22 protein-coding genes and 1 pseudogene are annotated in these 24,303 nt (G+C 49.5%); 9 read left to right on the top strand and 14 right to left on the bottom strand.

Going from position 1 to position 24,303, the window contains the following annotated elements:
• Nucleotides 1–23: 23 nt before the first annotated feature.
• The 3 genes from G548_RS18865 to G548_RS19285 all read right to left on the bottom strand — a co-directional run bounded on the left by G548_RS18865 (nucleotide 24) and on the right by G548_RS19285 (nucleotide 2,815).
• Complete coding sequence (locus G548_RS18865; RefSeq protein ID WP_022794714.1) at nucleotides 24–335, bottom strand: terminase large subunit; 312 nt, start codon at nucleotides 333–335, stop codon at nucleotides 24–26.
• A 1,092-nt stretch (nucleotides 336–1,427) separates the two neighbouring features.
• The gene (locus tag G548_RS0113645) at nucleotides 1,428–1,922 is read right to left on the bottom strand and encodes a hypothetical protein (RefSeq protein WP_022794713.1); all 495 of its coding nucleotides are present in this window, start codon (nucleotides 1,920–1,922) and stop codon (nucleotides 1,428–1,430) included.
• A 161-nt stretch (nucleotides 1,923–2,083) separates the two neighbouring features.
• On the bottom strand, nucleotides 2,084–2,815 hold the full coding sequence (locus G548_RS19285) for a hypothetical protein (RefSeq protein ID WP_156847947.1): 732 nt from the start codon (nucleotides 2,813–2,815) through the stop codon (nucleotides 2,084–2,086).
• A 576-nt stretch (nucleotides 2,816–3,391) separates the two neighbouring features.
• Here G548_RS19285 and G548_RS19280 point away from each other — a divergent pair.
• Nucleotides 3,392–4,180, top strand: coding sequence for a hypothetical protein (locus G548_RS19280; protein WP_022794710.1), 789 nt, complete (start codon nucleotides 3,392–3,394; stop codon nucleotides 4,178–4,180).
• Nucleotides 4,181–4,323: 143 nt separating this feature from the next.
• Here G548_RS19280 and glnA read toward each other — a convergent pair whose 3' ends face one another.
• The 4 genes from glnA to hflX form a co-directional block, all read right to left on the bottom strand.
• The gene (glnA, locus tag G548_RS0113625) at nucleotides 4,324–5,670 is read right to left on the bottom strand and encodes a type I glutamate--ammonia ligase (protein ID WP_022794709.1); all 1,347 of its coding nucleotides are present in this window, start codon (nucleotides 5,668–5,670) and stop codon (nucleotides 4,324–4,326) included.
• 88 nt (nucleotides 5,671–5,758) lie between these two features.
• The gene (locus G548_RS0113620; protein ID WP_022794708.1) at nucleotides 5,759–6,154 is read right to left on the bottom strand and encodes a MerR family transcriptional regulator; all 396 of its coding nucleotides are present in this window, start codon (nucleotides 6,152–6,154) and stop codon (nucleotides 5,759–5,761) included.
• Nucleotides 6,155–6,341: 187 nt separating this feature from the next.
• Entirely contained in the window at nucleotides 6,342–7,574 is a 1,233-nt protein-coding gene (locus tag G548_RS0113615) for a methionine gamma-lyase family protein (protein WP_022794707.1), read from the bottom strand.
• Nucleotides 7,571–8,860, bottom strand: a complete 1,290-nt coding sequence (gene hflX / locus G548_RS0113610) for a GTPase HflX (protein WP_022794706.1) — start codon at nucleotides 8,858–8,860, stop codon at nucleotides 7,571–7,573. Before hflX ends, G548_RS0113615 begins: the two co-directional genes overlap by 4 nt.
• A gap of 109 nt (nucleotides 8,861–8,969) precedes the next feature.
• Here hflX and G548_RS0113605 point away from each other — a divergent pair, with 109 nt between their 5' ends.
• A complete protein-coding gene (locus tag G548_RS0113605) occupies nucleotides 8,970–9,929 on the top strand; it encodes a tyrosine-type recombinase/integrase (protein WP_022794705.1) in 960 nt (319 codons plus the stop codon).
• A gap of 16 nt (nucleotides 9,930–9,945) precedes the next feature.
• On the opposite strand, the gene G548_RS0113600 is transcribed toward G548_RS0113605, so the two are convergent.
• On the bottom strand, nucleotides 9,946–11,226 hold the full coding sequence (locus G548_RS0113600; RefSeq protein ID WP_022794704.1) for a hypothetical protein: 1,281 nt from the start codon (nucleotides 11,224–11,226) through the stop codon (nucleotides 9,946–9,948).
• A gap of 347 nt (nucleotides 11,227–11,573) precedes the next feature.
• Between G548_RS0113600 and G548_RS18285 the strand changes: the two genes are divergently transcribed.
• Entirely contained in the window at nucleotides 11,574–12,236 is a 663-nt protein-coding gene (locus tag G548_RS18285; protein WP_022794703.1) for a YqjF family protein, read from the top strand.
• Nucleotides 12,237–12,411: 175 nt separating this feature from the next.
• Here the strand turns inward: G548_RS18285 and G548_RS0113590 are convergent, their stop codons facing one another.
• Nucleotides 12,412–13,107, bottom strand: a complete 696-nt coding sequence (locus G548_RS0113590) for a Na-translocating system protein MpsC family protein (RefSeq protein ID WP_022794702.1) — start codon at nucleotides 13,105–13,107, stop codon at nucleotides 12,412–12,414.
• An 828-nt stretch (nucleotides 13,108–13,935) separates the two neighbouring features.
• On the opposite strand from G548_RS0113590, the gene G548_RS0113580 reads away from it, so the two are divergent.
• The 3 genes and pseudogenes from G548_RS0113580 (at nucleotide 13,936) to G548_RS19745 (ending at nucleotide 15,186) form a co-directional block, all read left to right on the top strand.
• The gene (locus G548_RS0113580) at nucleotides 13,936–14,211 is read left to right on the top strand and encodes a hypothetical protein (RefSeq protein WP_022794700.1); all 276 of its coding nucleotides are present in this window, start codon (nucleotides 13,936–13,938) and stop codon (nucleotides 14,209–14,211) included.
• Nucleotides 14,212–14,251: 40 nt separating this feature from the next.
• Nucleotides 14,252–14,610, top strand: a pseudogene (locus G548_RS19750) (EamA family transporter); the annotation flags it as partial.
• Complete coding sequence (locus tag G548_RS19745) at nucleotides 14,596–15,186, top strand: DMT family transporter (protein ID WP_483803748.1); 591 nt, start codon at nucleotides 14,596–14,598, stop codon at nucleotides 15,184–15,186. The pseudogene G548_RS19750 and the gene G548_RS19745, both read left to right, overlap by 15 nt.
• A gap of 681 nt (nucleotides 15,187–15,867) precedes the next feature.
• Here G548_RS19745 and G548_RS0113570 read toward each other — a convergent pair.
• Together G548_RS0113570 and G548_RS18275 are read right to left on the bottom strand one after the other, a co-directional pair.
• Nucleotides 15,868–16,257, bottom strand: a complete 390-nt coding sequence (locus tag G548_RS0113570) for a KGG domain-containing protein (protein WP_022794699.1) — start codon at nucleotides 16,255–16,257, stop codon at nucleotides 15,868–15,870.
• Nucleotides 16,258–16,593: 336 nt separating this feature from the next.
• Complete coding sequence (locus G548_RS18275; RefSeq protein WP_022794698.1) at nucleotides 16,594–18,027, bottom strand: DUF2254 domain-containing protein; 1,434 nt, start codon at nucleotides 18,025–18,027, stop codon at nucleotides 16,594–16,596.
• 727 nt (nucleotides 18,028–18,754) lie between these two features.
• Between G548_RS18275 and G548_RS0113560 the strand changes: the two genes are divergently transcribed.
• The 3 genes from G548_RS0113560 (at nucleotide 18,755) to G548_RS0113550 (ending at nucleotide 20,529) form a co-directional block, all read left to right on the top strand.
• Complete coding sequence (locus G548_RS0113560; protein ID WP_022794697.1) at nucleotides 18,755–19,468, top strand: Na-translocating system protein MpsC family protein; 714 nt, start codon at nucleotides 18,755–18,757, stop codon at nucleotides 19,466–19,468.
• A 52-nt stretch (nucleotides 19,469–19,520) separates the two neighbouring features.
• Entirely contained in the window at nucleotides 19,521–19,796 is a 276-nt protein-coding gene (locus G548_RS0113555; RefSeq protein ID WP_022794696.1) for a hypothetical protein, read from the top strand.
• An 88-nt stretch (nucleotides 19,797–19,884) separates the two neighbouring features.
• Nucleotides 19,885–20,529, top strand: a complete 645-nt coding sequence (locus G548_RS0113550) for a DUF4396 domain-containing protein (protein ID WP_022794695.1) — start codon at nucleotides 19,885–19,887, stop codon at nucleotides 20,527–20,529.
• 81 nt (nucleotides 20,530–20,610) lie between these two features.
• Here the strand turns inward: G548_RS0113550 and G548_RS18270 are convergent, their stop codons facing one another.
• From G548_RS18270 to G548_RS0113535, 3 genes are read right to left on the bottom strand one after another with little or no spacing between them, the layout of a single operon-like run.
• Nucleotides 20,611–21,612 (bottom strand): TDT family transporter, encoded by a 1,002-nt coding sequence (locus G548_RS18270; protein ID WP_022794694.1) that lies wholly within the window; start codon nucleotides 21,610–21,612, stop codon nucleotides 20,611–20,613.
• Nucleotides 21,613–21,643: 31 nt separating this feature from the next.
• Nucleotides 21,644–23,875 (bottom strand): molybdopterin oxidoreductase family protein, encoded by a 2,232-nt coding sequence (locus G548_RS0113540; RefSeq protein WP_022794693.1) that lies wholly within the window; start codon nucleotides 23,873–23,875, stop codon nucleotides 21,644–21,646.
• A 20-nt stretch (nucleotides 23,876–23,895) separates the two neighbouring features.
• Nucleotides 23,896–24,303 carry a hypothetical protein gene (locus G548_RS0113535; protein WP_022794692.1) on the bottom strand — a complete coding sequence of 136 codons (408 nt, stop codon included), beginning with the start codon at nucleotides 24,301–24,303 and terminating at the stop codon, nucleotides 23,896–23,898.

Here is a 24,303-nt window from a genome sequence, read left to right as displayed (position 1 = left end):
TCACTTTTCAGGTTTATCACTTCCTAATTGTCCAACCCATACCAGATAGCGGAAAACGTGTTTGGACCGATATTGAATTCGCCTTCGATGCTCTCTCCGTCTTTGTTCATTTTAAAAGACAATTCTTCGATAAAATGTGGCCACGCTGTCGAGCAGATAATCTTGTTGAATAGCTTTACTTTCTTCGTATATTGGATTCGAGCACCTTGAAACTTCTTAGTTCCTTCCATGCGTAACCCTTTTTCCTTAAAATATGTAATAGTTTTTGTCTTAGCCGAATAGGTTTTATTTTTTGCGCTGCTGGCGAATCGACTCCAATTTCTTCGATGTTTCATCGTCAGTCTGTGCCCGCTTGTATTATTTCCAATAGATATAAAAGATTTCCTAGTGATGTTCAATCGCCATGTCGCTCGCCGCGTTGAAGGATGTTTCAAAACCAAAGTCCAAATCCGTTTTGACCAACAGCCTCCTAAGCTATGGGGCAGCCACTCGCGCCTCCTTCAACTGTTCAATGTAGTTAACGAGTAAAAAGAGATGCTCGTTAGAAGTGGAGCGATGATAACAAACGTTACTAAGTACCATTGCGCATTGATCTTGCAATTCCTTATCCTCCAACTTGAAGAAGCCGTTCATCTTTATCTTGGAAGAAGTATTTACAACACCAATTGTCTTGCTCAGCGAATTACTAGAAAAGACCAAGTGCAGTTTTACAACGTAGGATGGCGTAAGCGCCACAGCAATTCCTTAAAACCTTCGTACTTCAATCTGAAACACTTTTTAACCAGACGACCGATACGTTGTTAATGGACTATAATTATGCCGGCTTACCTATCCCTATAAAGATGATCTTGACGCCTTACGGAGAGCGGAGGCACATGAGAGGCGTAACACGTTTAATCCGGGTCTCCACCTCCAAGTCATGAATGATTTCCTCTAGCCATAATTATGAATACCGGTAATTAGATTTTGGTCTCTGCGATCCGTTACATCATACTCCGCTTGGCTAATGCCTTTCGACTTTTTTAGCATAGCAGCTTTAATTCTGTATGTTTGCGTTTGTTTATTAATATTACCACCTCTTAGGTTTCCAGCTTCAGACAAACCTTCCTGGAACCTCACAACCTCAGCTTTGAGCCAATATTAGCTGCTGATAACAGTATCGCTCTCTTCTCGGTCTAATAACTGATTTTCATTTTCTTTAATTGCTTCGCATATACGATAGCCCTGTCTTATTTCGCCCTTGAAGCCCGGGTTGGCTCGTCTATATGTTTACTTCGTTACCCCATCAACTCTTTCACTTCTCGCTCGGTCAGTTGCTGTTTCTTCTCTTGCGGTTACTTTTTCATAAATTCCCTCTTAATAAAAAAAGAGGACACCAAACTACATCGTTATGCTGTCATTCAGTGTTCTCCAGTGAACTGGTAGAACTAATTTTTTAATTTATAATCCTTTCGAATCTTATCCCAAGATCTTTCAGCACTTTCTACATAGTTTTTGAACCTTTCATTACTATAAACTTCGTTTAAAGGAGGCGACGGAAAATTATTATCTTTAACTACTATTTCTTTACCTTCAAATTTTTTAAAACCTAATATATTGTTAGTTGTTTTTAAGCCTCCAGCAAATATGCGCATTCTATCTATTTCTTCTGTTCGAATGATTTCTTTATTAAGTAACACTTCATTAATTGAAGTTATAATAATTTGGTTCTCTTTCACTAATCTTTCTAGTTCTTCGCCTTTAGGATCTTGTTCAAAAACTTTATTAAAATTTCTTATAAGCCTTCTAAAATCTTTTCTTTTATCGTTTAATCCTCGCCTTAACGGTTCACGTTCATCCATAATTCTAATCATTTTTTCTTTGTTAATTTGATAAGTTGTATAAAATAAAGTGAACAAACCAGAAAAAATAACTGCCAGCATCGTACCAAGGAAGCCTAACCATGCATCTGGCGAGACACTCTGAAAAAAATCAACTATCGCTAAAACTCCTCTCCTTCATCTCACTTCACCCGCTTCACTTTCTTCTATATCATTACGAAAGCACATTACTGGGTTGCCATTCAGTTTCCTTAAGTTAACTATTAGAACTTATTACTTATTATTCTGCGGTAATTCATTTTCATCTGATACCCATGTGTCTCCCGGCATAATAGGTAATTCGCTTGTGTGATAGTTTTTTGGTTTATTTTTTCGGGGTAAGTATTTTTTTGTCTAATTGCTTGGCGCTTAAACCATTGCATTTCCCAAAATGTTTTATTAAAAATACCCACCTGCTTAAAAGGTACATAGCTATCGTTTAAGTGAGTATTATCAAATTTGAGCCGAAATTTCTTTACATAATAACGACCAAAGAAGTCATTTGCAAAAACCATCAATTTTAACTTATCTTCAACATTGATAGGCCCGGAGTGAAATACTTCTAACAAGGAATTATAAGTTCTAGGTCTATCCACCAAAAATGATATAGAAATAGTTTTCTTATTACTCTCGTTTATTAGCATTTCAAGTCTAGATAAATGATACTCCTTTATATAACAATTTTTGAAACTTAATACTAGATAAGAATTCAATGCTCTGGACGAACCAAAATTCGTTAAATCCACTTCAACAGTTATTTTTTCATAGTAAGAACTCATATGCCTATTTTTAAGTCTTCGCTTTTTTATAAATGGTCTTGGAGCATCGCTAGATTGCAAAGCCAATTTACTTATTCGATAAGCCATAAAAGCAATAAATAACGTGCCGAAGCCTGTCGTAATTCTCCAAAAATCAGCTTCTGTTAAAAATGAAAAAATTAAAACACCTCCTCTCACCTTATTTCACGCACTTCAATTTCCTCTGGGGCGTCACAATCTTTGTTTCTCCGTGCTCTGGCAATGGAACTTAACGAACGCGCCCTTCTAACAACATTAAGACGGCTGATTCTTTTATCCTAATTATATCAAAATTTAGTTTTCCTGTGACTTTCTCCCATTGAGTTTCTTTCATACGGTCACCCATAATGCTGCCCCTTTGTCTCTGCTTTAGCTCCAATCCTATTGTCTCGCCTTCTATCCTAATACAGCAACAGTAACTACAAGTACCGTAAACATTACGATGATCAACATTCCACCGAGTATACTTCCGCCTTGTTTTAGTAATTTCTTTTCTTATATCATTCTGCTTGATGCCGGTCCCAATAGCACTTACACTAGCTTTCCTTAGTTCTTAGATATCGTTCAAGTAATGCCATCCTCGAATTGAACTGGCGTAAACCTTACATAGTACTCTTGTAATGATGAAATTCAAAACGACTTAAAATAAAAAAAGTAAACCGCATAATAATTATAACTACATTGCTTTATTTCTAGGTATAATTAAATATAGGCAAAAACTTAGGGGGGAGTTCTATGCAAAAGAAAAGAAAGTGGTATCGGCGCATCCTAGGCTATCGCTCAGGTTCGAGATGGAAAGCTACATTAGCTTCCATTTTTTACCTTTTTCTTCTTTTTAACATTGTCGGTGTTATTTTTGTAAATGCCCCTGCCCCTACCTTAGAAGAAAACGTTAGTGAAGAAGCTATTGAAGCAGAAGAAGTCAAGGAGGAAGAAGAACGCAAAACTCAAGAAGCCGAAGAACAAGCTACTAAAGAAAGAGAAGAAACTGAAAAACAAAAAGCTCGAGAGAAAGAACAGAAAGCTAAAGAAGAAAAGGAACAGGAAGAACAAAAAGCTAAGGAACAAGAAGCAACTAAGAAACAGGCCGCTAAAGAAAATGAAGAAACTAAAAGGCAAGAGGCTAAAGAGAAAGAAAAGAAACAAGAAGAAAGCGTTGATAAAAATTCCTCAGAAATGATTAACGATTACGTGCTTGATGATTCCTATGGAATTATGCTTGATTATGAAGGCGTAAAAGATGTTCACGCTGCGGTTGATGAAGACGGTAAAACTATTAGCTTAGCTATAGTAGTAGAAAGTGCGACCAATGAAGACTACGCTAAAGATTTAGCTGATTCATTTATACGTTCTTTATCTTCGGGAGCCAGTATTTACGGAAACGAAGACTTAGAGAGTCCTAATAAAAATAATCTTGGAGAATTGTATGATTATTACGATTTACATGTAGTAGTAGCCACTAGCTCAGAAGAATATATTGTTCAAGGTTTCAAAGCTAAAGGCAGGCAGTCGTTAGTGTATTAAGAAACTGCTATTTTCGAAACTTTTTAAATTGTAAAGAATAAAGTTTCTTGTATTTTGTAATTAGGGCACGTCCTCTAAAATAAAAATATACGACCAAACACAAAAAACCCTCCAGCCATTGCAGCTGAAGGGTTTCCTTAATTTTAATAAGTGGACAAGAACTGTTCGCGTTCCCAAGGGTGTACCTGGCTGCGGAACATGTCCCACTCGATTTCTTTTGCTTCGGCGAAGTGCTCAATGGCGTGCGGGCCGATGGCGTTAACAAGAACTTCGTCGTTCAGCAGGTGCTGAAGCGCTTCGTTCAGGTCTGCCGGAAGGTCCTCGATGCCGAGTTCTTCGCGTTCTGCTTTTTCCATCACGTAGATGTTGCGGTCTGTCGGCTCTGGAGCGTCGAGCTTCCGCTTGATGCCGTCCAGGCCAGCTGCGAGCATTGCTGCGATAGCAAGGTATGGGTTCGCTGCCGGGTCCGGGCTGCGCGTTTCGATACGCGTGCTCATGCCGCGGGAGGACGGAATACGTACGAGCGGGCTGCGGTTACGCAGGGACCACGCGACGTATACTGGTGCCTCGTAGCCTGGCACAAGACGCTTGTAGGAGTTGACGATTGGGTTCGTCAGCGCCGTGAACGCCTTCGCGTGCTCGAGTGTACCTGCCAGGAACTGCATGGCCGTTGTGCTCAGCTGAGAATCGGTCTTCTTGTCGTAGAACGCGTTCTCTTTGCCTTTGAACAGGGACATGTTGCAGTGCATGCCGGAACCGTTCACACCGAACAATGGCTTTGGCATAAAGGTTGCGTGCAGGCCGTGCTTACGCGCGATCGTTTTAACAACGAGCTTAAACGTCTGGATGTTGTCGCAGGCTGTTACAGCGTCTGCGTATTTAAAGTCGATTTCGTGCTGTCCCGGTGCCACTTCGTGGTGGGAAGCTTCGATTTCAAATCCCATGTCTTCAAGCTCAAGCACGATGTCGCGACGGCAGTTTTCACCGAGGTCGGTTGGCGCAAGGTCAAAGTAACCGCCTTTGTCGTTCAGGGTTGTGGTCGGCTCGCCTTTTTCATCGTTTTTGAAAAGGAAGAATTCAGGCTCCGGTCCAATATTGAAGTCGGTGAAGCCTAATTTCTCTGCTTCTTTAAGTACACGCTTCAAAATACCGCGAGGGTCGCCCTCAAATGGTGTTGGCTCTTCGCCAGGCTTGCCCGGCTCATATATGTCACAAATTAAACGTGCGACTTTGCCTTTTTCCGGGGTCCATGGGAAAACGATCCATGTATCAAGATCCGGGAAGAGGTACATATCGGATTCTTCAATACGCACAAATCCTTCGATGGAAGAACCGTCGAACATCATCAGGTTGTCCAGTGCTTTATGAAGCTGGTCCACCGGAATCTCTACGTTTTTAATAATTCCTTGCAAGTCAGTAAACTGAAGACGGATAAACTTAACGTTCTCATCTTCTGCAAACTTTAAAATGTCTTTTCTCGTGTTTGCCATGTTAATTGTGACTCCTCTCTAAAAAACTAGAATAGTGAATTATTAGATCTTTCCCCCGGCCGCAGCCGGGAAAAAGTTAATTCTGCTGTTAGTCGAAAAACCGTGACAGCTGTCCCTGAATCATGGACGGACGCGAATACTTGCCTGCCATCATCACTTCCTTGCGGAGGTGCTTGCGCAGTTCACGGTCGGTCATATCATGACTTCTCGGTGCTTTTGGCTCTTTCGGTTCTTCTGAATACGTTTTTAATTCATAGATTTCCTTGATGCCTGAAAGGTTCACGCCCCGCTCCATCATCGCTTTGATTTCAAGCAGACGATCCACGTCGCGGAAGGAAAACAACCGCTGGTTGCCTTCAGTCCGTGTCGGAAACACCAGGCCGTGTTCTTCGTAATAGCGAATCTGCCTTGGGGTGAGTTCCGTCAGCTTCTGGACGATACCAATCGGAAATAAAGGGGTATTCCGGCGTACATGATCATTCATGCGTTACGCCCCCTTTCATTGAAACTAAGTATATCCTACATGATGTAAGCTTTTCCGTCAAGTTCATGTAAGCTATTTTTACATCAAAATTTTCAGAACTTATTGTATCTTTATCTATTTTCACCCATCCCCCGTCAAATGTACAGAAAAAGCAGGCTCTCTCACGGAGGACCTGCCCTTCTATCGGTTATTGTATCGCCTTTAAAGCTTCACTAACGGCAATTTTCACGTGCGCATACGTTAATCCGCCCTGAACGAAGGCTGTATACGGCGGCCGGATCGGCCCGTCGGCGGAAAGCTCGATGCTTGATCCCTGGATGAACGCGCCGGCAGCCATGATCACGTCATCGCTGTAGCCGGGCATCGCGCTCGGCTGCGGCGTGACGCCGGAGTCGACCGGGGAATACTGCTGCACCGCCTGGCAGAACCGGATCATTTTGTCCCGGTCGCCAAACTGCACGGACTGGATCAGATCGGTCCGCTCCTGTCTGGAGGCCGGTGATGCCTGCAGACCGGCGTCCTCCATCAATGCCGCGGTCAGCACCGCTCCTTTGTGGGCTTCCGCCACAACATGTGGCGCGAGAAACAGCCCCTGAAACATTTCCTGGAGCATGCCGAGCGTCGCACCGCCTTCAAGGCCGATGCCGGGAGCGGCAAAGCTTGCCCCCGCCTTTTCAATCAGGTCGCTCCGGCCGGCAATGTAGCCGCCGGTGCGGGTAATGCCGCCGCCCGGGTTTTTAATGAGCGAGCCTGCCATCAGATCCGCTCCGATATGGCCCGGCTCGCCGGTTTCCACGAACTCCCCGTAGCAGTTGTCCACAAACAGCACGATGTGCGGATACGCCTGTTTCAGCTCCGCCATGTACTCCTTCATTTCGTCCAGGCCGATCGACGGACGGTCGTCGTAGCCGCGCGAGCGCTGAAACGCAATTACCTGCGTGTCCGGCGTGACCGCCTCGTGCACGGCGCCCATATCCACGTGGCCGCCGGCGAGCGGCACCACGTCGCAGCCGATGCCCCATTCGTTCATCGTCCCTGCTTCGCTGCCGTCAAGGCCGATCACCGTGTTCAGCGTGTCGTACGGCGTGCCGGTTGCATACAAAAGCCGTCCGCCTGGGCGGAGCGCCGCAAACAGCGCCGTGCTGATCGCATGCGTCCCGGAAATAAACTGCTGGCGCACCATGGCCGCCTCGGTGCCGAACACATCGGCGTACACCCGGTCGAGCACCTCGCGACCGGTGTCGTCATAGCCGTAGCCGGTGGAGTGCTGAAAATGAAACGCCGACACGTTGTGGGTGCGGAAAATATCGAGCACCCGCTGCTGGTTCACAAGCTCGCGTTCTGCAATTGCATCAAGCTGCGGCGCGATCCGGCGCTCGGCCTGCTGCAGCTGCTTTTGTTCCATTATCTCGCGTGTCATCGGTCCCCCGCATCTCCTTTAGCATACTGCTTGATCTCCCGGTGAATGGCCTGGTCGCTCTGCACGTATCCGGACAAAATCCAGCTTTCGTTTTCTTCATCGAGCGTTTCCTCGCGCACGACCGTTTCATGCTTGAACCGCTGCATAATATGGCCGTCGGCAAGTGGAATTTCCACCTGGTACGGCTGCAGCTGCTCGAGCAGCACGCTTTCCATGGACTCCCGCAACAGCTGCACGTCCTCGTCCTTCCGGGCCGAGATGGAAATCGACGGCTTTTCTGCCGCCACAATCGGCCCGTCTTCGACGGCGTCGCGCTTGTTGACGACCGTAAGCGCCGGAATGTGGCTTGCTTCGAGCTCCTTTAACAGCCCGCGCACCGTGGCGGCCTGCTCGGCTGCCCGCGGGTGCGAGCCGTCAATCACATGAAGCAGCACGTCTGCTTCCTTTACTTCCTCAAGCGTCGCCTGAAACGCCGCAATCAGCGCGGTCGGCAGGTCCTGAATGAACCCGACCGTATCGGTCACGAGCACCTCGAGGCCTGACGGCAGCTCCACCCGGCGCGTCAGCGGGTCAAGCGTGGCAAACAGCGCGTTTTCCTCGAGCGTGTCCGCTTCGGTGAGCTTGTTTAAAATCGTGGATTTGCCGGCGTTCGTGTAGCCGACGAGCGCAAACTGCAGCACGTTCTTTTCCTTGCGCCGTTCGCGGTACTGCTCGCGGCGGTTTTTCACCTGCTTAAGCTTTTTGCGTACGTCGTCCATTCGCTTCTGGATATGGCGCCGGTCGGTCTCAAGCTTCGTTTCCCCGGGCCCGCGTGTGCCGATTCCGCCGCCGAGCCGGGACAGGGATTCGCCCTGTCCGCGGAGGCGCGGCAGCATGTAGTTCAGCTGCGCGAGCTCCACCTGCATTTTCCCTTCATTTGACGCCGCACGGCCGGCGAAAATATCAAGTATCAGCTGCGTGCGGTCGATGATGTACAATCCGGTCTGGTTTGTAATCGTGGAAATCTGGCCGGGCGAAAGTTCATCGTTAAAGATCAAAAGATCCGCCTCCTGCTCCTCGGCGGTCGCCACCGCTTCCTCGAGCTTGCCTTTCCCGACGTACGTCTTCGAATCGAGCGAACGCCTGCTCTGCGTCAGTACGGCCGTAACCGTGCCTCCGGCCGTCTCCACCAGCTGTTCGAGCTCAGTGAGGGACGCTTCAAACGTCGCTTCATCGGTATCATCCTTGTGGACGGCAACCAGTACCACCCGTTCTTTATCTACCTGTTGGTTCTCAAAATCCTGCAATAGTTTAGATCCTCCTGTTTTTCCTGTCCTCTACATACTATAATATGGGTTAAGTGCCAAACAAACAAGCCGCGATGCTTAATCGGCAAACGAAGCAGGAGGAATGACAATGAATTTGCAACCCGAGCTCCTTCCGGACGGCATGCAGGCCTTTCTTTCCTTCCTGCAGTCCCGGGGGCGCAAGACGAGCACGCTGAAGCGCTACGAATACGACCTGGCCGACTTTCACCGGTTTATCGATGTGGTCCTCGACGGCGAAGAGGCGGCCGTTAAACCCGACGACATTACCACTTATTTTCATATTCTGGCCGAGGAGCGCCACTATCAGCTCCGGACCTTGAAGCGCATCCAGACCGTGCTCGTCCGCTACTTCCGCTTTCTGCGCGACACAAAACGGATCGCCTCCAACCCGATGGCGGAGCTGCCCGTCGATGACAGCGTCTGGAATGTACTAAAGGAGGAAGAGCTGATTGCCCCGAAGGAAATGAAGCGGCTCATGGATACACTCGAGTCCGATTCCGGACTGTCGGACAAGCAGCAGGCCGTGCGCCCGATGCTTGCCCCGCGAAACATCGTGATTTTAAAGCTGTTTTACGACTACGGCCTCCGCATGCACGAGCTCGCCTCGATCCGGATCGAGCACCTGCACCTGACGCGCGGGGAGCTCGACATTACCGAGGGCAATCCGCGGACGCTCCAGCTGACAAAGGAGCTGCAGAAGCAGCTGTACTATTACCTCGACGTCATCCCCCAGGCCGTGCGCCCGTCCTTTGACGGCGAGCCGCTGTTTGTGGCTTTTGACTTTCAGCGCCAGACGTACCGCTGGAGCTATGAAAACGACCAGCCGAAAAATTTAACCGAGGTCGCGATCCAGAAAATGATCCGGGAGGAACGCAAACGCGCCGGCATCGAACGGGCGATTTCCGCGACACATTTTCGCAACAGCTACATCGTGCGCGAGCTTCAAAGCGGCGTGTCACCGGAAGCGCTCATGGACCGGCTCGGGCTGCAGTCGATGCTCACCCTCACCAAATACATCCGCTACGTGAATGAAAAAGCTGCCGGCTGAGCTGGCAGCTTTTTCGTTAACGTTCCCGGTTTTGTTCCTGCTTCCTTTCCTCTTCCCGTTCCCGCTGCACCTGCTTTTTCCGTTGCAGCTGCCGGTGGCCATAGGTTCCGGTAAGCACCGTCTCCTCGTTTTCCAACCCGGCCCCCAGCGCCCCGATACAGGTCGCAAGCGACGCTGCCAGCCAGGCCAGCGACAGGTAGTACGGAAATTCGACGTTTTGCCCTACACCTAAGTTGGACTGAAGCATCGACGTCGGAATAAACAAAAATACGGCAAGGAAAAACAGCAGAAACAGGATACAGTAGTAGCATATGACCCCGAACCCGATCGTCAGCACCGTCGCCGAGTTGTACAGCCGCCTGATGCTTCTGGCCCGGTTTTTTGAAGGCCGTTCGATGAGCCCGTGAGCGAGAAGCATCCATACAGTTAACGAGGTTAAAGCCACAGCCATTAAGGTAATGGAGCGTACCGGGCCGTAGGCTGCCCCCAGCTGCCAGAGGGTGGGAAATATTAGTGCATAGGCGCCGGTGGCAAAGGCAATCGCGATCACGCTTTTAAAGGCGGTAAACACTTTTAACGGGTTGTTCGCCCGCGCCATTCCCGTGACCACCCGGGAATAACCGTTAATATTGGGCCGCGCTACGTAGCGGGTGTCCGACGTGTCATTGCTTTCGTCCGGGCGGATGCGGTACACCGGGGCGATTCGTTCTATCAAACTGTCCCCGAGCAGCTGCCGGGCTCCGGTATTTCGTACATATTTTCCCCTTGAGCTGCCCATGGAAGACTGCTTCTCTTCCTGACGGTTCCGGGCTTCGTCGGAGCTGCCGTAATGCATTTCGCTCGTCAGCTGAAGCAGCGCTTCGCGCACCCGGCGAATAATCGGGAGCGCCCCGAGCGTCGGGATGGACAGCTGGGCAATCCCGCGCTCCACGTTAGCCTCGGCGACGAGAAAATCCTCATCCCGGAACAGCGGCAGGTCCGTGAGACAAATCACATAATCCCACCCGCGCTTGTCCTTGAGCGTTTGGGCCTCTTCCAGAATGGAGGCCGCTTCTTCGGCAGATCCCGTTAACGGATCCACCACCACCTTGATGTCCCAGGCGTACTCGTCATCCACCTCACGCGAAAACAGCTCGGCAAGCTCCGGGTACAGAACATCAATCGCTTCAGAAGCAGACCCCGGCGCCGGGACGAGACCAACAATGAGCGACGGCTCGGTGGCATGCTTAGAAGCACCCTCCGAAGACTCGTCTTCGGGACTTTTTACATTATTCGGCTGATCGTTTGATGGGGCCATAAGACTTCCCTCCTTTGGTCAATGGTATATACCATAAAAAAATAAGCCGAAAAAGGGCACTGTCCCTTTTCCGGCTTATTAGCAGGCATTTGTCCTCTAATTACTGCCAGAGTTATATCGTTCGTTTCGTGAAAAACCTATTTTTATTAACGCTTCATTTGCAGGAGTCTAATTAATACGTTCCCATGCTGTGGCGGCTTTAAACGTTTGTTCAAGCTATCTCCCCCGCCCTGGGGGTCTTGACCGCTCATCCATTTTTTGAAATATCGAATGTTTTCCATCCGGCTGCATCGTGAATAGCACGTATTGTAAATGTTTACGCACTATCTCCAGAAAGGAGGGACTTTATGTACGAGGACATTTTAAACACTACTGGCCACCGGGGCACAAGCCTCCCGGAGGGGCCGTGGGTGATGAGCCAGCGGTGGAGGGACATGCTGTTTCTGCATTGTCCTGTGCGCGCAGGTAAAATCAGTCAATATCTTCCGGAAGGCCTTGAACTGGACACCTTTGAGGGGGAAGCCTGGGTGACGGTACTGCCGTTTCGGGTAACGGATATGCATGTACGGAGTCTTTCCTCTTTTCCTTATCTGCATGCGTATTTAGAGCTGAATGTACGTACGTATGTCCGGTACGGCGGTGCCCCTGGCATTTTCTTTTTCAGCCTGGATGCCGACAAACTGCTAAACGTTCTGGGAGCGCGGCTGACCACTCTCCCGTATTATTATGCTTCCATGCGTATGGATAAAAAACAGGAGGACTTTCACTTTGTCAGCAGACGCCGCAGAAAAGCAGCTTTTTATTTTGAAGGCACTTACCGGGCAGCGTCCGAAGCTTACTGCCCCCTGGAGGGCACGCTTGATCACTGGCTGCTTGAACGGTATTATGCCTGGTCTTCAATCAAAAACAGTTTGATCGAAATCGGCATTCATCACACCCCCTGGGAAGTGCAGGACGCCAAAGCTCATGTGCAGACGGTGTCCATTCCTCCTTTTGCAGCCGAAGACTGATCACTCTCCCGTATGAAGTGCCATTTTGCCCCGGAAAAACGGGCCTTATTCTGGCCTGGGAAACGGATTTTGTTTTAACGGTAATAACGGAAACAAAGCTCTCATGCTTCATCAAAAAGCGCCCCCGGCTGAGCCGGAAGGCGCTCGTTGTTTTTCACCCTGCTTTATCAGGATATTACTTTTTCGGCTGCACAATAAGCACGGCGTAGCCTTTGTCCCCGGTGAAATGCCAGGCTACAAACGTTCCGGTGATCTTGCCGTCAATCAGAGTCTCCAGGCTCGCCCGGTGAATCATCCGCAGCTCCAGGGGCTTCTTCACTTCTTTGAGTTCATTGGTGTACCCCGCCTGAATCAGTTCTTTTTCGATTTCCACGAAGACCCCGGTCCGTTTAATGACAATGGTCCGGTCATTCAGCCAGAAGGATTCCGTGGTCGCCGGCACCTTTTGTCCCCACTTGCTCAATTCGATGACTTTATCGTTAAACTTCTGGTGGTTTAAATGCGCCGGCCACTGGGCCTCGCATTCCGACGTGTCTTCCGACATGACGCCCAGAATGACGCCCCGCTTCTGCTGCAGGTCCCAGTCAAAATACATCTCACGGATCGTGACCCCAGCGATCACTTCGAGCTGGGCACGCATCTCTGTCTGGAGCTGCCCAAACAGCAGGTCTCTTGTTTCTTCCACCCGTTTATGTTCACCCTGATCCATCAAAATGGCTTCCATCGGTGCCAAAAAATCCCGCAGGTGAATGACTAGAAACGGGTGCTCAAGGGTGACATACACAGACGTCGGTCCTTTGCCAAAATTATCCCGGATCAGTTTGCCGATGTAGCCGGCTATTTCTCCGTGTTCAGTTCGTGTCTCTTCCATGGTCTGGCTCCTTTGGACAATTCAGCTGAAGCGTCCCAGGAGAACGGCTTTCCTCATTCATCCTTCGATTTTGTGTGTTTAACTTTCCACTCGTGCCTCCTTTCCCGCTGGTTCCTTAGAAAACGCGCAGCAATCTTTCCCTGCGGTTTGCAAAACACAAAAAACCACAGAGAAAAAACATCCCTGCGGCTTATTCCTCAGCGCTAGTTGTCTGATGACTTTGCCTGTCGGTATTCCATTGTTCGTGATTACCGATCGCCTGTCCCTAAAATGCCCTAAAATAGGCAAGCAGCCTCCTGGGCCGCTTCCATTCTCCGCGGTCTTTTGGCCTTGTTTCGATCCGGATTTTGCGTCCAGAACGTATCGAAACAAGCAACAGCATCCCGGGGCAGGTCATCGCGAGCACTACAGTCTCCAATGTTCCCCGCCATAAAGGCAATCCTGCTGATCACGGGCATTTTTAGCGTCGACGAGGACCACGCGTTATCTTTACCATAACATCCTTATCAGCCTGAAACAAATTTCCCATTCGCATTGCTTTTACACATCCACATCAGCCGCGAAAAGTCAGAATATATATTTTTAGTATATATTAAAAAACTATATATATATAAAAATACTTCTTGCCTATTTTTGCTGGAGGCCCTATAACTATATATAGAATATTAACGATTTCTATTCCTATTTTTTATCCAGTTACTATTCACTGTTCTACGGCCCCGGAGCTAAGACAAAAGCGCTTAGACTCCAAGCCATTCCTAAAGGACTTTCTTTAGGGATGGCTTTTTTTGTTTTTTAGCAGCAGTAAATTACGAAAGGGTGATTTTTATGCCTTATGTTGCCTATATTCAATATCCCCGGGAGAGAGAGGTAATCGTTGGTACTCTCACGGATTTAAAAAACCAGGGGCGGAAGTCATTCGACGCCACCTTTATCACTATAGATGAGCTATACACATCCCTTCAGGAATTCCGCGAACAGGAATGGATCATCACCTGCATCTCTGAGCTTCCCGAACTGAAGGAACGCTGGCACGATAAATGGACACGATCCTCGCCTTCGCTGGTAACAGCTTCCTCCACAAGCAGAGAGAACCAGGTGTGACTGCTTTGATGGCCGCTGCTCAAAGGAGAAATGAAACCAGATGAATCATACACTGCTCGGCGCGCTCTGTTTATCTCTCGCTGCAGGCATTTGGGGCGGCATGTTTGTGGCGAGTAAATACGTATTGGACTATATCCCACCGTTTAGCCTGATGGTGATTCGCTACCTCATGGCTGTGCGGTGCTGTTTGCCCTTCTGCGTTGGAGCCGCATTCCCCGGCCCGCCAAGACAAGAAGCGACTGGCTCCTGCTTGGCTGGATCGGCTTTATCGGGTACCTGGTGACCATTTCGTTTCAGTTTCTCGGGGTCGACCTGGCGGACGCCCATACGGCATCGCTTCTGACAGCGACGACGCCGGTCTTTCTCGTGCTGTTCGCCAGAATCATGTTGAAAGAAGCAATCACTGTCCGGAAGCTGTTCGCCCTGTTTTTGGCAAGCGTTGGTGTGGTCATCGTCATTGAGTGGAATACCGGCATGGGAGCGTATTTGCTCGGGAGCCTGATCCTGGTGATGGCCGCCATTTCCTGGGCTCTTCTTTCGGTTTATGTAAAACGGGCGTCGGTTAAATTCTCCTCCGTGGAAATCACCGCCTACGGCATCTTTTTCGGGATGCTTCTGACGATTCCTTTTGCAGGATGGGAGCTGCAGGCCGCTGGTTTGGCGGCCCCTAATATGATGGTGTTCTCCGGCGTGTTATACCTGGGCATCGTTTCGACTGCAGGCGGGTTCTTTCTTTGGAACAAAGGCATGCAGCTGATGGAGGCCGGCGTCGGCTCCCTGTTTTACTTTTTCCAGCCGCTGGCCGGCGCTGTCCTTGGCTGGCTGCTGCTCGGTGAAGCGTTGACCATCCAATTTTTTCTCGGATTTTTACTGATTATGGCCGGCATTGCCGTGATGACGTTGAGCATTCCTGTAAAGCTCGTCCCATCCTGGTACAGACGGCAGGCAAAACATAATCATAAAAGCAGCAAATAAATGCATAAAGAAGCCCCCGGGCGTTACGTTTTCACGTGAGTACCCAAAGGTTAATAGCAAGGCGTGGCCATATACACCATTCAGCGGATTGAGATTAAAGGGCTCCAATTATATCTTCATGTCTCTTGCCGTTCCCCAAAAACAGCTCATGCTGCGCCGGAAAAATTTTATATAAAAAGTACTAAATTACCAAAGGTTTAAGTCTATTATTCTATTATGAATTGTCTGCCCTTCAGCGTACTATAACAAATGGAAGACACATGGAATGGTGGCTTCTCCATAAAGAAACACCGCTTCCCGTGCCGGCAGGAAGCGGTGTTTCTTTATGAATAAGAGATTATTCATTTCTGGCAAACTGGAGCTGAAATCTTCCGGTCACTTTATGGGGAAATCGGGTGACCTGAAGACCACTTCAGCACACAAAAAGGCACCGCCAAACCCGGGTGCTCTTTGCCGCTTTTCTCTTTGAAAAACCTTTTTCATTAAGTTACTTTATTTCCTCATGATGCTATTTTATTGGCATAACTGCCACCTAATGATTAACTAGCTGTAAGACATTCACTTTCATGCTAACGGTGTGAAAACGTCAGGCGCCCTTACTCACATTGTTCAAGAAAGGGAATTAGGAAGACCGCCGGCACGATTGTAGGGAATCATGCCGGAACCGGGGCCTCTTCCTGCTTAGCGGCGGTTGTTGGAGTCGCTGTTGTTATCGGAGCCATTGCCGGAATTTTTTCCACCTTTTTGGCCAATATCTTGATAGAAGTCCTTATCGTGTTCTTCCTTGGTGGTTTCGCCACCCTTTTGACCGATCTCTTCGTAAAATTCTTTGCCATGTTCCTCGCTGGTCGTTTCGCCGCCTTTTTGGCCGGCTTCGGAACGGCTCATGGTGTTTTCGCTCTGGTTGGAGCCTGATTGCTGGCTACCGCTCCCGTTACCGGAATTTTCGCCGCCCTTTTGACCAATCTCTTCGTAAAATTCCTTGCCGTGTTCCTGGCTCGTTTTTTCGCCGCCTTTTTGGCCGGCTTCCTCGCGGGTCATTTTGTTGTTTTCTTCGTTATTCTTTGCCATGATGATTCATCCTTTCTGTTTTTAATTTGATAATCACCTGGTTTCGACAGTGGTCATCCTTTAAAACGCCCTAATGTACAGTAGAATTGAGCCATAAAAAATAAGCCGAAAAAGACACATCTATCGTTGTCCTTCTCGGCTTATTAGCAGGCATTTATTCCTCTAACTGCAGCCGGGCGCGTATATGGTTATTGGATTCACTTGAGCAAAACCAAATCATTATCATCTATGGCACTAGTTTTATTGTTCCCCAGGAAAGCGTAGCGTTAAACATACTTTATTTATTTTTTGCAACCGTTCTTTTAACACCTGTTTGTAACATACAGATGGGACACATTATTCGGAACGTCCGTATTTAGGTTCCAGGAGGCCGTTGCGGATAAATTCTTCAATCAACCTGTGAAAGGTGTCCGGATCCCGGGCTTCCACCGAAAGAGTTTCCAGCGACGTGTAAAACTCCAACTGTTCTGTGGCGTGGGCAAACGTATCGGCAAATGACTGCGCCACCACCTTGCCAAAGTGCCAGCACGCCCCTTTCTCACGTTCGGGCAGTGCTCCGCTGAGGAGGACAAGAGCTTTTAAAAGTTCATTTGTCAGCACGGGATCTTTCTTTACGTATACACTAATGTGCCCGAAGGCAGCATACAGGTAATCTTCGAAAGCTTCTTCTTTCATGATAATTCGAAGCGTTCCTTCCTCGTCGGTCAAATAAGAGGTAAAAGAAGTTACATCCGCAATCGACCGCAGCAGGTCCACCATTTGGTGCAGAGAATCCTCGAAGGTGCCGGGTTCGTCATTCGCCAGCGCTTTGATGGCGATATCCTTTAACTTCCGCACTCCGTAGCCCAAATCCTGGACTTCGGTTTTCCGGTCGCCCATAAACAAAAGCTCCCGGTATTTTCGTTCGTTTACAACCGTAGACCCTTCATCAGCCAATTTCCAGTAATCCAGCAGGACAAATCCCGGGAGAACAAAATCACCCACATTTGCTCGCAGCTGGACCACGACCCCGTCCTGCTTCGCCTGCTCGATCAGCTGCCCAAAATCGATAATCTGCACATACCCCGTCATCTCAGAGGCAATAGTACGCGCATGCTCATGATCCAGAGGCGAATGGTTCGGATGTGTGATCCGTTCCGGATGTTCAGCCCGGTGAGATTCGAGATCCTCATGCAGCGTGTGCAGGATGCGCTTTTGGGATTGCTGCTTCATGTCGTTCACGATGCTCGGGGCCTGCATCCATTTCACGGCGTGGTTGATGAATAACACAAAGTTCAGGACCGAGAAGCCGGTCATGAGCACCGCCGCAATCGGAAACACCGTGTACTGGCTCATGGACCCGTCAAGAAAGAAAAAGACAATTAACAGGTAAAAGAAACAGATGTTAAAAATCCCGATCGCGTGCTGGGTTTTCCGGTTCGAAATAAAGTTCAGCATCACGCGCGGCGTAAATTGATTTGAAACGTTCGTGAGCACCATGAGCATCGAGTTAAAGGTAAAGGCGTTCAGTGTTAAGATCCCCGACAGCATCGTGCTGTACATCGTTTCAGTTAACTGATATTCCGTCGTAAAGGCCGATAAAAGCTGCCATCCTGGCTTCAGGCCAAATTCCACCCAGTACGATATGCCTGCTAATAACGCAGCCAGTGCAATGTAGAGGGCTGGCACGACCCACAGGCTGGACCGGATCTCATGCCAGCGCTGGCGCTTCGACATGCTTTGCAGACGCTTTACCGGAGCTGGAAGCAACCGGTAGAACCAATAAGGCATGCTTTTTCCTCCTTTCCTGATCGTTTTTAAAATGGCTGTTAAAACAAAAATAAACCAGAAGCGTCTTAGTGACCTTCTGGTTTATTAATAGCGTTCATTCTATTAATTACAACCTTTAGCGTATCTATTTGTATTACAAACAACTTTATTTTTTATTCCCTTTCACCAGCGAAACAAACCGGATTTTCTTCCACCATTTTCGCCGATATCGCCTGATCGAACTGATCACCCGTTGGCTACTCGACCGGGTCGTTTGCCAGAACCAAGGTACTTTTATCCTTATTAAAATTCCAAGGTGCCGTTGCTAATCTTCAGTCTTCATCTGGCTTACTCTCTCATTCATAATATATGTATTTCTCACATTCTTTAACGCGGGCGTTTGGAACACTATGCGAAGTGCTACTAACCTCATGCTGCTGAAACCCGTATATTGTCTTTTTCTATTTGTGGTTCAAGAGTCCTTTTCTTCCTTTTTCTTTATATTTCATGTTTATTCTTGTTCATAAACGATAATAAAATATGTATAGAGGTTAATGTAAAGCATTTATCATGTGGGCATCGCCGCGTTCCTTTCGGACGACGGCACCAGATATTTCAAAATGCGGCAACACCTCGATACATCAGTTGGTGAAAATCGCCAGTCCGAAAAGCTGGCGATAAGCCAGAAAGCCCCTTGGGTCTTTCTGGCTTTTTTTAGGCTTTTAACCAATGGAAATGGAGTGATGGCATGGAAAAAGAACGCACAGCCACTACCGCTGCTGTCGGAAAAATAGGCAAGCTGCTTCAACGGAATTTTTGTAAAGGACCCAATTCTATCGAAGTCATTCTTTCGCCTCCTTATCTCATTATTTATCTGCAAGGCTTTTTAGCTCCCATGGAAGAATCCCTGCTCGACCAGGGTCAATACGACTCTGTCGAGAAATGCCGGATGACCACCTTCCGGTATCTGCAGCCGTCTTTAGAGGAAATCATGCAGACGGAACTGGATTTCCACTCGACGCACATGTATTTAGACTGGGATTTTACGCATTCCTCCTGCATGCTTTTACTGGTCGAAGAAGGCTCCTGCTCGCTTACTTCTCCTCCTCTGAATTTCTCCGGCGAAAAATCGTCGGCGGCCTCTCCCCTTCTCCCATCCGAGACGACCGGCATGCACGAATGGCAGGCATGGGGATGGATCGATGATCATGCGCTTCTCGCCCGGCAAAAAAATATCGTGACCCCCTTCGAGCAGGCCATGATCCCCGAACACGGCACGCGTTTGGCGGAAAGGCACCGGGCTGACGCGGAGCGGAAGGCTATCCAGCATGCAGTGGGAGATCAATCCTTCCAGTATTCCCTGAAGGACGTGTTTGTTACTGGCAGCCTGGAGGATTCTCACCGCTACGTACTCTTCTACTTTGATCCAAACGAATCCCTGTCTAGCACGGGACGCTTATAACTTTAATCCTTATACCGCATTAACAATTATTTTAAGGAAAAGGAGCAATCCTATGCAGCATTTTACCTTTATCAAACTTCCCCAGGAGAGGGAAGTAGTCGCCGGGACCCGAACGGATTTAAAACAACATGGCTGGACGGCTCCAGATGCTGTCTTCACCAGTGTAGATGAGCTGTTTGCCTCCCTGCAGGGATTTCGCGAGCAGGAGTGGATTATTACCTGCGTATCCGACCTTCCAGTACTGAAACAGCGCTGGGAGTCAAAATGGGAGACAGAGCCTCCCGCCCTTGACGCTTCTCTCTCCGTTAAACGTTTCCGCTCTTCTTAGGAAAAGATGAATCATTATATTTCGAAGCAACCAAGTATTTTACACAGTTGAAAAATTATTAATACCAAAGCATTAAAAGGAGAATTCGATGGACACGATTTCCATTATTGCTGTCGCTTCACTGGCACTTGCATTCATTTCTACCGCGATCGTGATCGTAGACGTCCGGAAAAATCCGCAGCCGATGATGGTGATGAATATTGTCTGGCCGCTCACCGTGCTCTACTCCGGGCCGCTCGGCCTGGCTTTCTACTACTATATCGGCCGGAAGGGCCACGGCGACAAGCCGATGTGGCAGTCCACGGTGGCGTCCACCAGCCACTGCGGTGCCGGGTGTGCGCTCGGGGATATTATCGGTATTCCGATCGTGGTGGCGCTTGGCTGGACGATCGCAGGCACCCGGCTGTTTGCCGACTATATCGTGGAATTTATCCTCGCCTATACGTTCGGGATTTTCTTTCAGCTGGCGTCCATCCTGCCAATGCATGAAAACATGAGCAAAAGCCATGGCATCAAACAGGCCGCCAAGGCCGACACGCTGTCGCTTGTCGCGTACCAGATCGGCATGTTTGGTTTTATGGCGCTCGTTCATTTTGTGTTCTTTGCCACCCCGCCGAGCCCGGCCGGTCCGACCTTCTGGTTTATGATGCAGATCGCGATGGTGATCGGATTTTTAACCAGCTATCCGGTGAACTGGTGGCTCGTCGACAAAGGCATCAAGCACGCGATGTAAGCAGACGTACGTTTAAGCCTTCTCAAACGTACAGCCAGGGCCTCCGGTGATATTTACCGGAGGCCCTGGGTTTGATTCAATCTAAGCATCAGTCTTTACTGTGACGATATAGTCTTTAATATACAGCATTCCCTCCACTACTAGTAAAACCAGCAGTACCCATGGTCCGGCCGCAAGGATTCCATTTTTGACAGGGGCTAAAAAACTCATTGCTTCAGGAAGGGAAACGTTCTTCGTAAAAACATAAAACATGCCGAACGTAAAATTCCGCGACCACTGCGTCACCGCATAGATACCCAGACCGGTTACGAGTCCTTCGTGTCCAATTCTTTTTACGGCACGGAATATCTCCAGGCTCTCAATGAAAATAAACGCTGCCGCAGTAAGGATCCAAAACCCGGCCAAAAGCCCGGCCGGAAAGAGCGCCAGCTTGACAGCGGCAGCACCGGAGATGGATAGGGCTCCGTGGACCATACAGTTGGTATTGGCCCAATGCTTCCAGAAGCGCTGCAGAATCAGCGGGAGGCTCGCGATGTAGAAAAGAAGGCCTATTCCTAACAGCCCCGCCCCAATCCCGATTGGGAAGGAAGCCGGGAACATTTTCACATACAACAGGATGAGCGACTGGGTACTGACCGTTGTTAACAGCAGCACGCCATGTGCCTGCTTTCTCTTTTCACGGTCCCGGACAAGGATCGCTAACTTTGCTGCGGCTGCGCTTATATATACGATCCAGACCACTGTACTGATCACGAGCAGAACATATACAGGACCTAAGGACCACGAGGCATATTCCAGAAGCAGCTGGGCAAGTACAGAGCTCCCTGCCACCCATGTACCGATACCGAAAAACGGGATATCGCCTATATTGGAAAGCTTATCAGTACCTGAACTCACCCGCGTATAGACGATCGAAATAAAAATATAGATTCCCAGGAGCGCCGTTACCGCAGTTAACAGGACTCCAGCCCAGCTGTTCAACGGAGAAAAGGCGGCAAAGGGACCCAGCAGGAAGATCCCCCATGCCATCACGATTGCCCCGGACGGAGGCTGGTTTTCTAAAACGATATTATTTGACTGCATGCCACCCTCCTTTTACGCAGGTTTGGTGTATTTATATCTTTTCAATCCGGCAGGACGCGTGCTTGAGCATCGGCTGGTGGGACAGCGGGTCCACCGCGTCAATGGTCAGTTCATTGACCGACGCTTCACCGTCCCAGTTGCCGTAGTGAAACGGAATAAACACTTCCCCCGGCTTCACTTCGCCGGAAATGTTCACCGGTACCGTGATGGCTCCGCGCGGGGAGACGACCCGCACTTCTTCAGCGTCTGTCACCTCCAGCTTTCGGGCGTCGTCTTCGTGCAGCTGCACAAACGCTTCCGGTGCTTTCTCCTCTAAATCCGGCGAAAGGCCTGTTTTGGTGCGGGTATGCCAGTGCCAGACCAGGCGGCCCGTATTCAGCCATAACGGATAGGCTTCCTTCGTCTGCTCCGGCGGCCCGAAGTAATGGGTCGCATGGAAAATAGCTTTCCCATTCGGATTAAAGGATTGGTATTCTTCCTGCGTGTACGGGCGACCGGTGTCCATGACTTTACCGAAGCTTTGGGCATCGTTTACCTTCGTCCGGAAATCTCCATTGGCATACAGTCGGGTAGTCCCCTCCGGTCGCGTTTTCGGCGCCGGCCAGTGGATCCCGTTCGCTTCTTCGAGCCGGTCGTACGTCATGCCGGTCATATCGCTCGGACGCCCCTCGGATACGCGTTTCCATTCCTCGAAGGCTTCTTCCGGGGTCGCGTACTGAATCAGCGGCTCTCCGTCCTGGTCGGTAAAGCCCATCCGCCGGCTGAAGTCCACAAGGATCTCAAAGTCGGTCCATACCCCGTTAGGCGGCTCCACCGCTTTTCGCAGCACATTAATCGTCCGGTCGGCGTTTTCCATCGTGCCTTCCTTTTCCCCCCACATGGCCGGCGGAAGAATGACATCAGCGACGTCTGTCGTTGCGGTGAGAAATGGATCCTGCACGACCACGAAGACGTCTTCCATCGCTTTTCGCGCCCGTTCCCGGTCCGGCAGGGAGACCAGAGGATTGGTATGAATGTTCCAGAAGAAGCCGATCTTTCCCTTTTCCATCATTTCAATCTGCTTGATAATCCCTTTTTCCGGCCCCACCGGCAGGGCCTCCTGCTCCACGTTCCATAAATTGGCGATGTCCTGCAGGTGGTCGGGGTTTTCCGGGTTTCGGTTGCCGGGATAGGTGCCGACGCCGCCCACAGTCCGGTTGCCGGAGGAGCTCGGCTGGCCGGCCATATGCAGCGGTCCGCTGCCGGGCTTTCCGATCAGTCCCCGCGCCAGATGCATATTGTTGATGGCCACACAGGCGGCGGTCGCATCGCTGCTTTGAAAGGCCCCCTGCAGTGTCGTGGATACCAGACTTTCCGTATGTCCCAGCTGCCGGGCCGCTTCCTGCAGCTGTGCCACTGGTATTCGGGTCACGTCGCTCGCTCGGTCAAGGGACCATCCCTCCAGGGAATCTTTCATTTCTTCATAGTGGATGGTGTGCTCATCAATGAACGGCTGATCCACCTGGCCGTGGTGAAGGATCTCCCGGAGCAGGCCGTTCATGAGCGGCACGTTTGTCCCGGGCTGCAGCTGCAGGTGAAGATCTGCATGCTGGGCCGTTAACGTTTCTCTTGGATCCACGACAATGATAGTCGGTTTTCCCGTCTTTTCTTTTCGTTCCATCACCCGGTCAAAAAAGACGGTGCCGGTTTCGGCCGGATTATGGCCAAAGAACATGACGGTTTCGGCTACATCGAGGTCTTCAAATGCGGCCGGTACCCCGTCCGCCCCGAATGACTGCAGCAGGCACCATTCGGTCGTTGCGGTGCAAAGGCGGGTGTTGGCATCGAGCAGGTGGGTTTTCAGGCCGGCCCTCCCGACTTTTGCGATAGAGTAATAATCCTCTAAAAAACCCTGGCCGGTCGAATAAATGGAAAAGCCGTCCCCGCCTTTTTCTTCCACCGTTTCCTTCGCTTTTTGAACGATCAGATCCATCGCTTCGTCCCAGGACGCTTCCTCGAGCTCGCCCTGCTGGTTTCGTATTAACGGGCTCAAAAGCCGGGTCGCATGGTTATTTGGAATCCACTGATCCTTCGCTTTTGGATCCAGCCTTCCGAGGTTGATGTCGTGCTCCGTTTTCCCCCGTATGCCGACAATCTGATTATCCTTGACCGCGATTTCCGTGCCGCAGCCGATGGAGCACAGATTACACGTGCTGTGAACCCAGCGGTCGACGGCTCCGGTCGTATCGATATGTGTGTCTGTCCGGTATGGTCCCCATTGCATGGATATCCCTCTTTTCTTCGTTATTTATATAATGCCGGTGCAACGTAGCGGATGTTTCGGGCCGACAAATGATCCGTACCTTCCGCCACATGTTCAAGCACCTCTTTCATGTGACTGAACGTCTGTTCCATGTGCTCAAGCACCGAGGCGTCCACGGCCTGGTTCTGCTGACACAGCCGCTTCCATGCCTGAAAATTCAGTTTTTCCACTTCATCGTCCCGGTAAATGATTTTCAGGCACCGCTTGATCTTCTGATCATCGGAAGGTTCGTTGGCCAGCTCGTCTAACACGGTGGTGATCATTGCTTTCTTTTCCTTTAAGACCAAATGGAAACGTGCCTCCAGGGCGTCATCAAAAATAGGAAGACGCGACAGTAAATCATCCACATTGCGGTCCAGGTCCGTGACGTACGATCGTAAATCATCCAT

It is taken from the genome of Marinococcus halotolerans DSM 16375 (assembly GCF_000420725.1).
Lineage (GTDB): Bacteria > Bacillota > Bacilli > Bacillales > Marinococcaceae > Marinococcus > Marinococcus halotolerans.
This window is presented reverse-complemented; position numbering and strand designations above follow the sequence as displayed.

Coding starts and splice junctions, on each gene's coding strand:
- G548_RS0113645 (WP_022794713.1), bottom strand. CDS start 1,922: ATGCTGGCAGTTATTTTTTCTGGTTTGTTCACTTTATTTTATACAACT.
- G548_RS0113605 (WP_022794705.1), top strand. CDS start 8,970: ATGAATTTGCAACCCGAGCTCCTTCCGGACGGCATGCAGGCCTTTCTT.
- G548_RS0113600 (WP_022794704.1), bottom strand. CDS start 11,226: ATGGCCCCATCAAACGATCAGCCGAATAATGTAAAAAGTCCCGAAGAC.
- G548_RS0113550 (WP_022794695.1), top strand. CDS start 19,885: ATGGACACGATTTCCATTATTGCTGTCGCTTCACTGGCACTTGCATTC.
- G548_RS0113620 (WP_022794708.1), bottom strand. CDS start 6,154: ATGAATGATCATGTACGCCGGAATACCCCTTTATTTCCGATTGGTATC.
- G548_RS19745 (WP_483803748.1), top strand. CDS start 14,596: ATGTTGAAAGAAGCAATCACTGTCCGGAAGCTGTTCGCCCTGTTTTTG.
- G548_RS0113590 (WP_022794702.1), bottom strand. CDS start 13,107: ATGGAAGAGACACGAACTGAACACGGAGAAATAGCCGGCTACATCGGC.
- G548_RS19280 (WP_022794710.1), top strand. CDS start 3,392: ATGCAAAAGAAAAGAAAGTGGTATCGGCGCATCCTAGGCTATCGCTCA.
- G548_RS0113615 (WP_022794707.1), bottom strand. CDS start 7,574: ATGACACGCGAGATAATGGAACAAAAGCAGCTGCAGCAGGCCGAGCGC.
- G548_RS0113560 (WP_022794697.1), top strand. CDS start 18,755: ATGGAAAAAGAACGCACAGCCACTACCGCTGCTGTCGGAAAAATAGGC.
- G548_RS0113580 (WP_022794700.1), top strand. CDS start 13,936: ATGCCTTATGTTGCCTATATTCAATATCCCCGGGAGAGAGAGGTAATC.
- G548_RS0113555 (WP_022794696.1), top strand. CDS start 19,521: ATGCAGCATTTTACCTTTATCAAACTTCCCCAGGAGAGGGAAGTAGTC.
- G548_RS0113570 (WP_022794699.1), bottom strand. CDS start 16,257: ATGGCAAAGAATAACGAAGAAAACAACAAAATGACCCGCGAGGAAGCC.
- G548_RS0113535 (WP_022794692.1), bottom strand. CDS start 24,303: ATGGATGATTTACGATCGTACGTCACGGACCTGGACCGCAATGTGGAT.
- G548_RS0113540 (WP_022794693.1), bottom strand. CDS start 23,875: ATGCAATGGGGACCATACCGGACAGACACACATATCGATACGACCGGA.
- G548_RS18275 (WP_022794698.1), bottom strand. CDS start 18,027: ATGCCTTATTGGTTCTACCGGTTGCTTCCAGCTCCGGTAAAGCGTCTG.
- glnA (WP_022794709.1), bottom strand. CDS start 5,670: ATGGCAAACACGAGAAAAGACATTTTAAAGTTTGCAGAAGATGAGAAC.
- G548_RS18285 (WP_022794703.1), top strand. CDS start 11,574: ATGTACGAGGACATTTTAAACACTACTGGCCACCGGGGCACAAGCCTC.
- G548_RS18270 (WP_022794694.1), bottom strand. CDS start 21,612: ATGCAGTCAAATAATATCGTTTTAGAAAACCAGCCTCCGTCCGGGGCA.
- G548_RS18865 (WP_022794714.1), bottom strand. CDS start 335: ATGAAACATCGAAGAAATTGGAGTCGATTCGCCAGCAGCGCAAAAAAT.